Genomic DNA, 15,218 nt, shown 5'->3' on the forward strand with positions numbered 1-15,218 from the left:
CCTACGCATTCTGCCATGGTGCGCGTGCGGCGGTACCAAGCAAGCGATTGGCGTCGGGCGCGTCGAGGAACGTCTCATTGGCGGGATCCCACTTCAGTGACCTCCCCAACCGCATGGCGATGCCGCCGAGCAACAGCAGACTCGACGCCCGCTGCGTGCTTTCCGCGTTGCAGATCGTCGGCTGGCGGGTGCGAACGCATTCGAGAAAGTTGCCTGAATGGCTGGTCGATCGATACACGCCCGAGTCGTTTGGAGTGGGCGTGGTGCGAAGCAGTTCGGGAGGGTCGGACACCGACACGTTGCGATGCACGGTGATCGAGCCGTCGGTGCCGACAAAGGTGGCTCCTCCTTCGTCCCACTCCTTGCCAGGCGGAGGAGTTCCAACGATCTCGATCCCATTGGCGTATCGAAACACCGGCCGACCCTGTTCGAGGCGAATCTCCTCGGGGCCCGTGTCGTCGGCATCGGCGCCCCACTGAGCAATGTCGAGATGATGCTGTCCCCAGTTGATGTCGCCATGCCCGAAACGATGCGCCGAGGTGCTGCCATCGTAATTGAACCAGGGTAGGCAGTTCACATAGGCTTCCCAGTCCACGTCACCCGGCGCGTTGCCAGCGGGTGCTTCGGTCTGCGGAGCGGTGACGCTTCCACCGCCTTGATAAGAGTACACCCGTTCGAGTTTGCCGATAGCCCCGCTACGCACTAGCTCCACGGCGCGCCGGAACTTGCCGTCGTATTCCGACCTTTGCTGCGTACCCGCCTGATAGACTCGCCCAAGCGCTGAGGCGGTGTCGGCCACCGCGCGGCCCTCGCGAATAGTGGTGCTGGTTGGTTTCTCGCAGTAAACATCCTTGCCAGCACGCAAGGCGATGAGCGAGTTGGTTGCCGCCGCGTGATAGGCGCTGGCGATCAGCACCGCGTCGATTCGCTCGTCGGCGACCAGTTCACGAATGTCGGTGTGAGCGCGGCAACCAGAGTTCGCAGTGGCCTTGTCCGACTTGCTGCGATAGAAGTCGTCGACGCGTCGCCGTGCTTCCTCGACTCGTCGCCGTTGCACGTCGCACACGCCCAATACTTGCACGTCGTTGCGACCTAGATAACCGCCGGGCAAGTAAGTCCAAGCTCCGCCAAACAGGTGGCCTCCCCCCTGCCCTCCCAGTCCGACAAAGCCCATGTTGATGCGATTGCTGGGCGCCACAGCGCCGCCCCGCCCCAAGGCCGACGCCGGTACAATCAGCGGCGCGGCCAACGCCGCCCCGGCCAGGCAAGCCGCACCACGCAGGGCATCGCGCCGCGAAGGACGCGGATTCGCAACTTCATCCAGTCCCACTGTGAATCTCCCGTACGAGTCGGCACGTCGGGGCCTCGTGGCCCCGTCGAGTGATTGTATCAGATCAGCGGACTGGATGTTAAATCTGACCAATGCCCTGCCAAGAACTCTTCACTCGCCCTCAACATCATCTGCCAGGTTGTTTTCTACCAGCGATTCCTTTGCCGCGGCCACGTCGAACGCGGGGCCACGGTCTTCGGTGCGGTACAGGTCGGTCGCGTTGTTGCCGGTGATCACAAGACGCTGGCACGCGTCGTTGGCCGTGATCGCTGCTCCGGTGAGGCCGGTGAAGGTGTTGCCGGAGAGCACGATGTGGCTGGTGCCTACGAGCTGGACGCCGACGGCCGTGTCGTGCTTCGGCTCGCGAAAGATCTTGCCGCCGATGTGGCTGTTGCAAAAGCTGTTGCCGGTTACCGGGATGCGGCCGCTCTTGGGGCCGATGGTCAGCGAGCTGACCGAGTTGAGTACGAACGTGTTGGCCGACACGGCGCAGCCGTGGGCGTCGACCAGGTCGATGCCGCCGCCGAAGTTGTGGGCGATCACGTTGGCACTGAGCGTGATGCCGTAACAATCGCGGTCGAGCCGCACGCCGACGCCTTGGCACTCTTCGATCATGTTGCCGCTAACCACTGAACCATACGTCTTCTCGATGACGACCCCATTTCCCAGGTGGTCGTCGATGTTGTTTCCGGTCATGCAGAGGTTAAACGAGTCGGTGCAGACTAGTGCGTCGTCGTTTTCCTCGAAGTGGTTGCTGCTAATGACCATGTCGTGGCAAGCGTGGATGTTCACGCCGGCCTTCTTATTGTAGGTGAGGATCGAGTCGCACACGCGGGCGTCTTCGTAGCAATCTACCAGGCTGATTCCATGGCCGCCCATGTGGTCGATCGACACGCCGTGCAGGTAGATTTCGTTCACGCCCTGGGCCAGGATACCGTCGCCACTGCCGGCATCGCCGCTGATGCGCAGATCGGCCAACTGCACGCGCCACAGCTTCTTTCGGTGGTCCTTGGCATAACCGTCGTCGCGGATGTGAACCGCCGGCTGACCGTCGGCGTGTTTGCATACCAAGTGCGTTGCCGCGCCGCTACCTTCGATGCGGACATCGCCGGTGGCGATGACCAGCGGCTCGGTAAGTTCGTACTTGCCCGGCGGAATCGAGACGATGCCACCCGTCGCAGGCACCGCGTCGATGGCCGCTTGCAGACTGTCGAAGTCAGCCGCGTCGACGCGCGCGGCAGCGGCCGCCGTGCTGGCTTCGTCCGCCAGCGCGATCGGCCCCACGAGCAGCAAGGCTCCGATCATCGCGATATGGAGGAGTTGATGAATACGATATTCCAAGCAAGGTCGCGCCACAGAAGACTCCCAGCAGAGGTGATAGGTACTGAAGAAGCCTATTGTGCTTGAAGCAACCGCGGTGCTCAACTCAAGCCAGCGCCAATGAGTACCGAAAACCAAGATGGTAGTTCCGGTCCTCGCAACGCTGCGCGAACTCGTATCGCGCCGCACTAGCCCAAGTCGTTTTTTTGAACACGAGACCACAGAGAATGCGAAGCCATTGGTCCCACTGCTGGATCTAGCTACGGATGAACACGGATGCGCACGGATTGGATTTCGTGAGTCCTTGAACAGGAGCCAACGGAGGAAACAGAGAAGCGAATACCGCGACCGCGGGCCTCTTGGTGCTATCGATCGCCCTCAATCACGATGTGCAGACTCTCGGTCGGCACCTTCACTTGGCTGTCCAAGGTGTAGCGGTCGAACTCGGCGAGCAGCTGCTGTTCGCCGATTTTGGGTAGTAACTTACCGAACAGGAACCGCAGGATCTTGCGGCGGTTTTCTGTTGAGTCGGGGAAGTTAATTTCGAATTCGACCGTCTTTACTTCGTGCGAAATGCCAAGTTGGTCGAGCGCGGCGATCACCTCTTCGGCGGCGTTGTGGGGCACCTGTTGGCCAAGCGCGGCGTAGCCTACCTGCCAGAGCTGCATCAAGAAGTTGCGCCACGGCGCCATCGCGAGAATCATTCGCCCGTCGGGCGCGAGCGACTCGTGCAGCGTACGCAGTGTGCCGGGCAGGTCATCCACGTAATACAGCACGTGATTCGAGACGATCAGATCGAACGGCCGTGCGAAACCCTCCGGCAGCAAGTCCCAGTGTTGGATCTTGTGCGCGGTGAACGAACCAAGTTGCTCAACGGCTTGCTCGCGCTGGTGAATCACCGGATCGACGAGCGAGAGATGCAGTTGCTGCGGCGGCCAGGAAAGCAGGTCGAGCACTCGACGAGTGAACTCGCCGGTCCCACAACCGAGATCGAGCAGTCGGAGCGACGTACCGCGGAGTTGGCGAACTTCGTGCGACAGAGCCGCCAGGTCGTTGTCGGCTTCCGTGGAATGCGCCATGAAGAAGGCGTAGTCGGTCTCGATAACACCGAAATCCATGGATGCCATCTTCGTTGCTCCCGGGCCAGGACGAGATCAATCGGTCGACACCACTTTAATATACGCTACAAGGCACCTTGGAGACCAGCGGGCGAGAGTCGCTGCAGCGCGACGACCGTGCCACGCTATGCTAGCGACAACGCCATCGCCCGCGCCCGGCTGGTTGATTGCTTGGCACGCAAGCAGTGCGCGAGGACGTGCGGAGCGGCCGGCGGCGTCGGTTGCACACGGCTGGCCATCCACTGCCGCGCGGCGTCGTGGGTGGCGTGGTTCGACAACACCACCAGCGATCCATCGGCGGGGCGGCACACCAGGTACCGCGTGCCGGCCGGGTCGAAAGGGTCGGGCTGCGTGATCAGACGGAACGAGGGCATACATAAGCGTAGCCCACCGTTTGCGCCCCGGCGCGGCTTCACCGATTCTTCTTGCCGCAGTCGCCAAAGCAGCAAAATAAGGCCCTTTTTGCCGCGTCTTGTGCCCTGCCGTGTCGACTAAATGACCTCGACATCCGCCCCTACCACCCAACCAGCCTCGCCCGACGGTAAGCGAACCTTCAGCCACTCGCCACGTTGCTTGACCAACTCAGCCGCCTCGCCTTCGGAGAGCGATGCGCCGCTCGTGGGAAAATGATCGCCATCGCCTGCGCGAAGCGCGACCGAGGGCGCGGTCACTACGGCGATCGACTGGTCGGATCGCTCCCAATTGGCAACGTACAGACTTGCCGAGGCGATAGCGACAATGGCCGCGGTTATTGCGACGCTCTTCCATGGAAAGCGAACGTCGTACATTCGCAAACCGAACGCCAGCCAGAGTGCGAACCAACTCAACACCGCCAGGGCGCCAAGTGTTCGGAGGCTGACGTGGTCGGACAACCAGCCGTTGGCGGCGGATGCAAGCTCAGTAAGCCCCGTATCTGCGTCGACGGAGTTCGCCGACTGGACGGACTGCTCGGCGAACTGCAGATTCATCTTCGCTGTGTGGTTGGTCGGGTCGATCTGCAGCGCGCGGCGGTAGTTGGCAATGGCTTCGCCGGGTTGGCCGCTCTGCAAGTAGGCATTCGCCAGGTTCACGTACAACGGGCTGTTCGCAACGCCCGAGTCGACCAGCAGTTGGTACTTCTCGGCCGCGTCGGTAAACGCCTGCTTGGCCTCGGCCGAATCGTCGCCGCGCGCGGTCATCGCCGAGTCGTACAACTCGCTGGCCTCCGTCAGGATGGCCGTTTGCTGCTCAGCAGTCAGCAGCGCGTCGCTTCCGCGAGTATCCATGTTCGCGGAAGCCACGCTGCTGCCCATCGCAAGCGCGGCGAGGATCAACGCGCTCGCGACTTTCTTGCCCGCGGGGCTAAGTTTGCTGAGCGATGGCCGTGCCTTGGGTGCAACACTCGATCGCTCGTGGTGACGTTGAGCATCCTGCAGCACTTCGAGCGCCTCGTGCTTTGCTTCGTCGAGTGACATGGGGCGGCTTACCCCACCCGCGTGCGTCTGCCGTGCCGCGTGGAACACGCGCTCGCAGCGAACTGCCAGCTTGTGCTGCCCCGCGGCGCGGATCGCTCCAAGTATGGCGGCCGTGTCGCCGGAGAACTTCACTCCAAACCGTCGGGCCAAGTAGGTCTCGAGGGCGTGGGACACGGCTGCGAGAGATTCAGCTTGTTGGATGCGAGTCTCCGCGCGATTGGTTCCGAAGCCAATCCGGCTCACGACCGACGACAAGCTGTGCTTGTTCCGCGCCAACCAAATGCCGCCGACGATCACGGGCGGCAACGCCAGCAGGAACAGGAGTGTTCCAGGCACCATGCGGTGAGGCGACTCGCTGCTCAACAGGTAGTCGCCGGTCGCGTTCTGTAGTGATGGGGCCAGCGGGGTTGCAGCAGCCGAGGTCTGGTCGCTGCTACCGGTGGCGGGGGCGTGGCTGCTGACGATCGAGTCGAGCGCGAGCGTATCGGCCGGGTCGACGTGAATGGAAATCGGGCTGCTTTGGACGGTGACAAACCTCTCTTGCTGTGGATCGAAGAACGTAAACGGGATGGCTGGAATCTGCGTGATGCCCTCTTCACGAGGTCGAATGGTGGTGGAGAAGACCTTTTGGTCGCCTTTCACAAAACCGGCTAGCGGTTCGTTCGGCACTTTGAAGTCGGCGGTCAATTCCGACAACTCTGCCAGCGGCGGGGCCTGCACCAGTTCCATGGGGCCGGTGCCGAAGATGCCGATCAGCAATTCAATCGGGTCGCCGGCTTTCACCGACGTCTCTTCAGTTTGCGTGACGATGTGGTACTTGCCCACGGCCCCGCGGTAGTCGGCCGGGCGGCCAGCGGTGGGTATCGGCAGCACATCGATCGGATCGACTGTGGCGTCGCCCACAATGGGCCGTGCCGACTGAACCGCCAGCCGGCGGCCGAAGGGCGAGGCGAAGGCCTCGTCGCCAAAGGGACTTCGTCCGAAGCCGCGGGGCATCATGTCTTCGAACATCGAGCCGAACGGATCGCGCGCCGTGCCGAGGGCCGTCGGGTAGTCGACGATCACATGCACGTCTTCGGCGTTGATCTTGCCAGGGCTCTTGGGGTAGATCGTGGCATCGATCTCGTATAGGAAGTAGCTGTGCTCCACCCCGTCGCGGTCGGTACGCAGCACCTCTCGCGCTTCGGGGCGCTGGCGGTTGTCGGACAGCTCTGTCATCCGATCTGCGAACACGCCCCAACTCGAGCGCGACGAAATCATCTGCCACATGTCGGCGTCTGAGAGCGTGATTTTGCGCTCGGCGTCGCGGAACGGGCGGAGCCAGATTTTGAGCGTGAGGTCCAACGCCTGCCCGACGTAGATCTCCTGCTCCTTGCCAGCGACTTCCACAAACAACAAGTCGCCCGTTTCGCTCTTCGAAGCCACGAAGTCGATCGGTCGGGTGCGTTGCTGTTTGCCGTCGACCTCGATGGTGAACGCCGGAATCCGAAAACTGCCCGCCCGCTGCGGTGTCACTTCGTACGCGTAGGTCTGCGACGTGTTCTTGGTGGTCACCCCGTTCACGGTGGTGATCTGCGTGCTCTGCGATGGAGTGCCGCGCGAGCGAATCTCCAGTCCATCGACCTGCGGGAGGACGGGCGGAGCGACGTCCGAGGCGTTGCTGACCTGGACTTGCACCAGGACCGGCATGCCGACGTAAGTGTCTTTGGTCGAAATGCCGACCCGAACGTCAGCGGCCGAGGCATGGATCGCCCCACCAGCGACCAACGCGGTGAGCAAAAGGGAACGCAAAGGGTTTTGGATAGTGTGTTGCATGGTACTTGTATGGGAAAGTTCCTCGTGTTGTGCGATCCGTTACCAATCGCGGTCGACGGGAATGTGCTGGTTTCGTTCGGTGGCCTGACGTTGGAGGCGGCGGAGCATGTCGCGATCGCGTATCGCTTGCAACATCTTGTCGGCCTCCTCTTCAGTCATTTCACCTTCCTTCAATACTCTCCCTGCAGGCTTCTGCTCGTCGCTTGCTTCTTCCTCCGACTGCTCAGCGGCCGACAACTCACCCTTGGGCGGTTCGTCCGCTTCTTCGTCCGTCGCTTCGTCGGCCTCCGCTGCAGCATCCTGCTCGTCGAACTTCTCGGGTGAATTCTGCTCGCTGGGTTGCTGCTTCGACTGCGACTGAGTCGACGATTGCTGCTGCTGTTGTTGCGAACGGTCCTGCTGCTGCTCTTCGGACGCAGAGCTCTCTTGGTCGGATTGCTCCTCCGACTCCTGCTGCTCGCCTTGCTGTTGCTCCGATTGCTGATCGCTGGACTGGTCGCTTTCCTGTTGCTCCTCTTGCGATTGCTCGCTCGATTCGGAGTCTTGCTGATCGCTATTCTGCTGCTGCGAGTCGTCCTGTTGTTCACTGTCTTGCTCGCCCGATTGCTGTTGGTCTTGCTGATCCTGTTGGCCATCCTGTTGCTGGTCCTGGTTTTGTTGTTGATCTTGTTGCTGCTGATCTTGGTCGTTCTGTTGCTGCTGTTGTTGTTGCTCCTGCTCGTTCTTCTCTTCTTCGCGGAGCTTCTCGATCATCTGGGCGGCCAGTTCGATGTTGGCGCGGGCTTCGGCGTCGGAGGGATCGACGGCCAGCGCGCTGCGGTAGTGCCCAATGGCCGATTCCAGGCGGCCGATGGCCGCCGGGCGGTCCTGTTCGGCTTGTTGCAGGGCAGAAACGTAGTCGCAGTTGCCCAGGTTGAAGCGGGCTTTGGCCGCGATGGCGTTGTCGTCCGCGGCGGCCACCGCCTTGAACTGCTCGGCAGCGGCTGCCACGTCGCCCTGGCGATATTGCGCTACCGCGTGGTTGTACGACAGCTCGGCGGAAGGCGGCCCGAGCTGTTTAAGCTCATCGTAGGCGGTCATGGCGCCTTCGATGTCGCCGTCCCGCAGCAGGCCGTTGGCCGTGTTGAGCTGCGCAGCCACGTCGGGGCTGGTTTCGGCCGCATGGAGCGGGCCGGCGCCAGCGATAGTGAGCAGGGAGATGCTGAGAAAGGTTTTGGTTTGCATGGTGGTCATGCCGCGGTCGAGTGTTCGGGTGTGTTGGTATCGGAATTTGGCGACTGCGCCCGCTGGGTGGTGGCGGACATTTGCTCGCTGTGCGTCGTTGGCCAGGTGGCGATCACCACTTCGCACAGCAGCAGTAACAGCGCCGGGGCGAGCAGCCATTGAAAGCGAGCTTCGTACTGGTTGATCTTTGCGGTTTCGAATTCCATCTGCTCCACATCGGAGATGTAGCCGTGGTAGACGTCCGACATGTTCACTTGCTTGGTGCCCGCGGGGATGTACGCCCCGTCGGTTTCGATGGCCACCTGGCGAAGGATCTTGCCGTCGAGCTTCGACCACACCTGCTCGCCATCGTGCTGCAGGTACGACCGGCCACGGTTGTCGGCCACCGGGATGCGTGCTCCCTGGTCCATGTCGCCCAGGCCCACGGTGAAGATGCGTACGCCCGATTCTTCATGGGCCTTTTGAGCGACGGCCACGGGGTCGCTCTCCTGGTCTTCGCCGTCGGTGAAGATGACCATCGCCTTGTGGGCGTTGAGCTTGGTGAGGAACGAACCGTCCGCGACGCGAATCGCCTCCCCCAACTGTGAACCACCGCGACGGACGCTGTGCGGGCCGACCTCGTCGAGTTCTTTCTTGAAGTCGTCGTAGTGCGTGGTGAGTGGAATCTCCTGCCGGGCTTCGCCGGCGAAAACCACCAACCCAACTCGGTCGCCTGCCATCTCGTCGACCACGTCCTTGATCTGCTGCTTGGCCCGCTCCAGACGACTGGGCGAGGCGTCTTCGGCCAGCATCGAACGGGAGACGTCGAGCACAAACATCACCTCGATGCCCTTCTGCGGCACGTCGCGGGCGACTTTGCCCCAACGAACGTCCATCAACGCCAGCACCATCAAGGCCATGGCCGCGGTGACGAGCACCGTGCACAGTCCGGTGCGGATCTTGCTGGAGGTAGGCACGATGCGACGGATCAGGTTGGCCGTTGCGAAACGCATTCTGGCTCGGCGGCGAGCACCGCTCGCTAACAGTATCGCTACGAGCGCCGCCGCTGGAAGCCACAGCCACACAAGCTGCGTCGGGTTGCCGATTTGAATGTCCATAGTGATTTGTTAGGAAAAACTGTGGTTAGGTAAGTTCGCGGAACAGGGTGTTGCTTAGAACCACCCGAGCGGTGAGCAGCCCCAGTGCCACAAGCACCAGGGGTGGAAAGGTGAGCCTGCCCACCGGGGTGGTTTGAATTGCCAGTTCGCGGTAGTCGACGAAGTGTTGCTCCTCGATCTTCGACTTTTCGAGTTGGTCGATTTCGCGGTAGATCGCGGTGAGCGACTCGGTGTCGGTAGCGCGAAAGTACTTGCCGCCGGTCTCATCGGCGATTTGCCGCAGCGTGTCTTCGTCGATGTTCACTTCGGTCCACTCGATCTGCTCGCGCCCGGTGAACGGATTCACGACCGGCACCGGCGCCCGGCCACGCGTGCCGACACCGATCGTGTAGATCTTGATTCCCATGTTCTCCGCGAGTTCGGCCGCCTGCTGGGGATCGATCACGCCAGCGTTGTTTTCTCCGTCGGTCAGCAGCACCATTACCTTGCTTTTGACCTTCTTCTCCTGGCGGTCGTCGAGCGAGTTGAGCTTCTCCACCGCCAGACTGATCGCGTCGCCAATCGCTGTGCCATCCTCGCTTCGCTCGGTGACGATCTCCTGGTGATTGAGCTGCGACGTGACGAACGCGTGATCCAGCGTCGGCGGAGTGACCGCATCGGCGTAACCCGCGAAAGTTACCAGGCCCACCAGGTCGCTCACGCGGCCCGAGAGACCTTCTTCCTGCGATGCGTCTTCGTCGCCTCCGATGAATCGTCCGGCGACGTTCTTGATGGCGGTCAACCGGTCGACGTGCTCGCCATCAATCTTGAAATCGAGCGCTCGCATACTCCCGGAGCGGTCGACGACCATTTCGATGGCGATGCCGTCGGCGTCGACGATGGTTTGCTCTCGTCCTTCACGAGGGCGAGCCAAGGCAATGATCGTCACGGCCACCGCCAGCAGCGTCAGCACGGCCGGCAGCCAAGCCAGGCGTTGCCGCCAGGTGGGCTGCAAGTCTTGCATACACTCCGTCGAGCTGAACGGCACCGCGCTGCGCCGTCGTCCCGCCCACATTCGCCAGGCGATGATCGGAAGCAGTAACAGCAGTGTGAGTATCCATGGGTTATGCAGCATCTCGCACCTCCCTTTCCAGCGCCTCGCGGTGCTGCTGACATTCCTCGACGAAAGCCCTGGCGTCGGCAAAGGCGTTTTCCATTTGACTCATGCCCACTCCGTAGCGGGCGAACTTGATGTCGTCGGCCACCGAGACGAGCGACGCCAGTCGCTGGCGTGGCGTTTCGCCCAGCCCGACGGTCGCGGCCGCTTCAGTAAGGAACTCACCACTCGTGCGAGTGCGTGTGGGCACGTTGTATTCCAGCTGGAAGTACTCCCGAACCACGTCGACCAATTCGTTGTAGACCAGCTCGGTGTCGACCGAGTCGTCGGCGAGAAGTTGCTCCAGGTCGCCAATCTGCCCCAGCGCCCACTCGGCTGGCGAAGGACCGCGTTGGTGCCTGGCGAGCAGAAACACCGTCGCCGCCGCGGCCAAAGTTGCCGCCGTGCCACCGAGAGCAAAGCCGAGCCAATGACTCGACTGCTGCGCTGGTACGTGCACGTCAATCGTCTCCTTGATGTCGCGAATCTGCGTGGGGTCCGCCCGATCTTCCAGCACACTTGTAATCTGAATGTTGAGCGGCTCGCTGCGAATTGTGTCGAATGTCGAGTTGCTCTGATCGGTGGCAAAGTGCACATCGAGCGAAGGAACCTGCACCGCGCCCGTCTTCAGTGTTTCGAGCGTCGCTTTTAGCACCCATTGGCGGTTGCTGGCGGTGGTCGTGACGGGAATGTCCTTCATGACCTCGCGGCTGCGGACCTCGAAGTCGCCAAACTCCACCGGCAGCCGCGGCATTTCGACGCGCGCGCCCTGTGGTGCGATGACTTCGACCACCAATTGCACCGGGTCGGCGACCTGTGCGGATGGCTTGTCGACGCTTACTTTCAGCGTGACCGGTCCCTGCTTGACCACCGATTGGGGTGGCTCTGCAAGCGGGCCGGCTGCCGGCGATGTGGTGGCAGCGATCATCGTTAATAGCGCGATCGCTGCGTGTTTGGAGTAGCTCATTGTCGATTCTCCCTTCGATGAAAGAACCGCTTGAGTGGCTCGACAAAGTCCTCGCCTGTGTAGATGTGGATGGGATCGAGGTTCAACCGTTGGAACAATGCATCGCGCTCGTCCATTCGTCGCTGAGCGTACTGCTCGTACGCGCGGCGGTTGGAGCGGCTGAACGAGTCGAACGTAAGCAACTGCCCCGACTCGGCGTCGCGCAGTCGCACCAGTCCGACGTTGGGCATTTTCAGTTCCCGCTGATCGGCGACCACCACGGGGATCACTTCGTGCTTGCGGCTGGCGATCTTCAGGGCCTTCTCGTAACCGGCATCCTGAAAGTCGCTGATCAGGAACACGACTGTGCGCCGCGACATGGTACGGTTCAGGTGCTCCAGTGCCGTGGCTAAGCTGGTGCCGGTGCCCATCGGATCGCAGTACAACAGCTCGCGAATGAGACGCAGCACGTGGCGGGTGCCTTTGCGGGGTGGGACGAACTTTTCGATACCGTCGGTGAACAGCGTCAGCCCAACCCGGTCGTTGCCTTTGATGGCGGAGAACGCCAGGGTCGCACTCAGCTCGGTCACCTGCTCGCGCTTGGTCTGCCAGTGCGACCCCATGCCTTGCGAGGCGCTTTGGTCGACCAGCAACATGGCGGACAACTCGCGTTCCTCGCGGAACAGCTTGATGAACGGGCGACCCGTGCGGGCGGTGACATTCCAGTCGATCGCCCGCACGTCGTCGCCCATTTGGTACGGACGCACCTCTTCGAACTCGATCCCGCTGCCGCGGAAGGCCGAGTCCCATTGACCGGCCAACAGCTCATCGACGATTCGCGTCGTATGAATCTCGATGCGGCGGATCTTCTTGATGATGTCGCTAGGAAGCATGATAGTTCAAGGGAATGGATGGAAGGGAAGCCAACAACGGCAGCTAGCGGCGACGCTTTACGGCACGGGCACCGCGTCCATGATCGCCCGCACGATGTCCTCGGAGGTTTTCTCTTCCGCCTCGGCTTCGTACGTGAGGATCACCCGGTGCCGCAGCACGTCGAGCGCCATCTCCTTCACGTCGGTCGGCAGGACATGGCCGCGCCCATGGAGGAACGCATTCGCCTTGGCCGCCAGCGTGAGGTTGATCGTCGCCCGCGGCGAGGCTCCATACTGAATGAACTCGTCGAGCTCCAGCCCGTACGCCTTGGGCTCACGCGTGGCGATCACCAGGTCGACGATGTACTCCTGCACCTTGCGGTCGACGTAAATCTTGTCGACCAGCGAGCGGGCGGCCACGATCTGCTCGGGGCTGGTCACCGCCTTGGTGTCGATTTTCGGGCGCGTTGACGACATGCGGTCGAGAATCACCAGTTCCTGATCGCGATTGGGGTAGTCGACCACCACCTTGAGCATGAAGCGGTCCATCTGCGCTTCGGGCAGCGGATAGGTGCCTTCCTGCTCCACAGGGTTTTGCGTCGCCATTACCAGGAACGGTTCGTCCAGCGGGTAAGTGTGGCTGCCGATGGTGACTTGGCGTTCCTGCATCGCTTCGAGCAGCGCGCTTTGCACCTTGGCGGGAGCACGATTGATTTCGTCGGCCAGGATGATGTTCGAGAAGATCGGGCCTTTCTGCACCACGAACTTCTGGTCCTGCGGACGATAAATCAGCGTTCCGATCAAGTCGGCCGGCAGCAAGTCGGGTGTGAACTGCAGTCGCTGGAAGCCGGTTTGCACGCCTCGGGCCAGGCACGAAACGGCCGTGGTCTTCGCCAAGCCGGGCACACCTTCGATCAACAAGTGGCCGTTGCCCAACAAGCCGACCAGCATGCGATGGATGAGCACTTCCTGGCCGACAATGGTGTTGCCAACTTCCGCAATTAACTGGCGGAACGGTTTGCTATGCGCTTTGATCTGCTGCGCGAGCGCTTCGATGTTTTCGTGAGTTACGGTTGCTGAAGTCATCGTGTAGTTTCCTGGAACGAACGTACGGACCCCAGACGCCAACTTGGCTGGCGGTGGGGGTGATTGGTGGCGGAGCCCGTGATTCCCAAGGCGGGAGCGATTGTTCCGGACGCGTTCACACGAGGAAGAGGCCTCGCCGAACTGCGCCACATCTGGGCTACTTCAGGCTCGGTGGGTTTTTTCGAGCCTTGCTAATCCAGAATACGGATCGGCGTGCGCGAGAGTTCTACCTCTGGCCAAACTTTGCTGGCTTTTGGGGGTTGTCCGCAACCACGAATTGGCCACAGAGGGGCCACTTGGGGCGAATGTCCGGGACCTAGCGGCGGCCGCCGGGCGGGATGGGCGCTGGGTGCGTGTCGAGCTTCTTGCGCAGCTCTTCCACCAGTTCAGGGTAGTCGCCGGCCTGGTTGCGCGTCTCCAGCGGATCGGTCTGGTAGTCGTACAGTTCGTACTCCGGCGGTTCGTCGCTGCCGAACCGCATCCACTCGACCAACCGATAGCGTGACGTCCGCACCGCGCGGCCCAGCCGTCCGCCGCCTCGCGGAAACGCGTGATAGGCGTGGTCGCGCACCGACTCTTGTTCGCCCGACAACACGCCGGCCAGACTCTGTCCGTCGATCGGCTGCGGAACGTCCGGCGTAGGCAGTCCGGCCAACGCGGCGAGCGTCGGATAGATGTCCACGGTTTCAACCAGCGCCGACGAGGCCGAACCTGGCGAAGCCACGTCTGGCCCGGCAAAGATAATCGGTATGCGGTTCGCCTGCTCGTAGTTGGTGTGCTTAGTCCATGCGCCGTGGTCGCCAAGGTGATAACCATGGTCGCCCCACAGGACGACGATGGTGTCGTCCGCCAAGCCCAACGCATCGAGTTCGTCCAACACCCGCCCCACTTGTGCGTCCATGTAGCTCAGCGCGGCATAGTAACCCTGCACCAGCGTCTTCTCAACTTCGGGTTCCAGTGGCGGAACGTGCGGAATCGGTTTGTACTGATTCAACTCGCCATGCTTCTCTTTGCCTGCGTAGCGGGGCGCCCCATCGGGATAGTCGTGCGTGGTGGACAACTGCAAGTCGACGTCGTCGTACAGCGCCCAGTACTTCTCCGGCGCGCAAAACGGCAGATGCGGCTTCGTGAAGCCCAACGCCAGGAAGAAGGGCTTGTCGCTCTCCTTGAACCTGCGAAGTCGCTCGATGCCCTCGATGGCGATCCTTCCGTCGGAATAGTCGTCGTCCGATACATCGGCGCGCTCCCAGGCTGCCCCGCGTGGCAGCTCTCCAATGCGGTCGAGCGCCTGATTGCTGAAGTACGCCTCCTCGCGGGTAAGCTGGCCACCGGTGCTCTCAGTGAGCGCGTAGTCGATCACCTTCTCCGGGTGGAATGGCTCGCTCCACGACTTGGGGTCGCCCGTGTTGCCGTGGCCGATGTGGAACACCTTGCCCACGCCGGCTGCATGGTAGCCGTGCTGCTTGAAGTACTGCGGCAGCGTGATCGCGTCGGGGGCGGCTTTGCGGAAGTGCCTGGACAGGCTGTAGACGCCGAGCGAAGTGGAGCGGGCGCCGGTCAACAAGTTGTTGCGCGACGGCGCACAAACCGCCTGGTTGCAGTACGCCGCCTCGAACCGCATGCCGCGCGCGGCGAGGCGATCAAGGTTGGGCGAGTGCACAAATTCGGCCCCGTACGCGCCGAACGACGGTTTCAAGTCGTCGACGAGTATTAGCAGCACATTGGGCTGCTTGGCCGCAGCAAGCGAACACACTCCACTGGACAGAAACATCGCTGCCAGCGAGAGCACGGTATACAGCAACTTCATCGTGGGGGCTTTCT

12 protein-coding genes are annotated in these 15,218 nt (G+C 62.0%); all 12 read right to left on the reverse strand.

Going from position 1 to position 15,218, the window contains the following annotated elements; translation table 11 throughout:
- Position 1 precedes the first annotated feature (1 nt).
- Positions 2 to 1,330, reverse strand: a complete 1,329-nt coding sequence (locus ACQK2L_RS19460) for a Gfo/Idh/MocA family protein (protein ID WP_425398705.1) — start codon at positions 1,328 to 1,330, stop codon at positions 2 to 4.
- 111 nt (positions 1,331 to 1,441) lie between these two features.
- Positions 1,442 to 2,635, reverse strand: coding sequence for a right-handed parallel beta-helix repeat-containing protein (locus tag ACQK2L_RS19465; protein WP_425398706.1), 1,194 nt, complete (start codon positions 2,633 to 2,635; stop codon positions 1,442 to 1,444).
- 380 nt (positions 2,636 to 3,015) lie between these two features.
- On the reverse strand, positions 3,016 to 3,777 hold the full coding sequence (locus tag ACQK2L_RS19470) for a class I SAM-dependent methyltransferase (protein ID WP_425398707.1): 762 nt from the start codon (positions 3,775 to 3,777) through the stop codon (positions 3,016 to 3,018).
- A 116-nt stretch (positions 3,778 to 3,893) separates the two neighbouring features.
- Positions 3,894 to 4,142, reverse strand: a complete 249-nt coding sequence (locus ACQK2L_RS19475) for a hypothetical protein (protein WP_425398708.1) — start codon at positions 4,140 to 4,142, stop codon at positions 3,894 to 3,896.
- Between the two features lie 117 nt (positions 4,143 to 4,259).
- Positions 4,260 to 7,037: a BatD family protein gene (locus tag ACQK2L_RS19480; protein ID WP_425398709.1), complete on the reverse strand. Its 2,778-nt coding sequence runs from the start codon at positions 7,035 to 7,037 to the stop codon at positions 4,260 to 4,262.
- A 39-nt stretch (positions 7,038 to 7,076) separates the two neighbouring features.
- Positions 7,077 to 8,261: a hypothetical protein gene (locus ACQK2L_RS19485; protein WP_425398710.1), complete on the reverse strand. Its 1,185-nt coding sequence runs from the start codon at positions 8,259 to 8,261 to the stop codon at positions 7,077 to 7,079.
- Between the two features lie 5 nt (positions 8,262 to 8,266).
- Positions 8,267 to 9,358 (reverse strand): vWA domain-containing protein, encoded by a 1,092-nt coding sequence (locus ACQK2L_RS19490; protein WP_425398711.1) that lies wholly within the window; start codon positions 9,356 to 9,358, stop codon positions 8,267 to 8,269.
- A 25-nt stretch (positions 9,359 to 9,383) separates the two neighbouring features.
- Entirely contained in the window at positions 9,384 to 10,472 is a 1,089-nt protein-coding gene (locus tag ACQK2L_RS19495) for a vWA domain-containing protein (protein WP_425398712.1), read from the reverse strand.
- A complete protein-coding gene (locus ACQK2L_RS19500) occupies positions 10,462 to 11,460 on the reverse strand; it encodes a hypothetical protein (RefSeq protein ID WP_425398713.1) in 999 nt (332 codons plus the stop codon). Before ACQK2L_RS19500 ends, ACQK2L_RS19495 begins: the two co-directional genes overlap by 11 nt.
- Complete coding sequence (locus ACQK2L_RS19505) at positions 11,457 to 12,332, reverse strand: DUF58 domain-containing protein (protein WP_425398714.1); 876 nt, start codon at positions 12,330 to 12,332, stop codon at positions 11,457 to 11,459. Before ACQK2L_RS19505 ends, ACQK2L_RS19500 begins: the two co-directional genes overlap by 4 nt.
- A gap of 57 nt (positions 12,333 to 12,389) precedes the next feature.
- Positions 12,390 to 13,397 (reverse strand): AAA family ATPase, encoded by a 1,008-nt coding sequence (locus ACQK2L_RS19510; protein ID WP_425398715.1) that lies wholly within the window; start codon positions 13,395 to 13,397, stop codon positions 12,390 to 12,392.
- Between the two features lie 316 nt (positions 13,398 to 13,713).
- The gene (locus ACQK2L_RS19515; RefSeq protein ID WP_425398716.1) at positions 13,714 to 15,204 is read right to left on the reverse strand and encodes a sulfatase; all 1,491 of its coding nucleotides are present in this window, start codon (positions 15,202 to 15,204) and stop codon (positions 13,714 to 13,716) included.
- Positions 15,205 to 15,218: the final 14 nt, after the last annotated feature.

The organism is Aeoliella sp. (assembly GCF_965227375.1).
Taxonomy (GTDB): Bacteria; Planctomycetota; Planctomycetia; order Pirellulales; family Lacipirellulaceae; genus Aeoliella.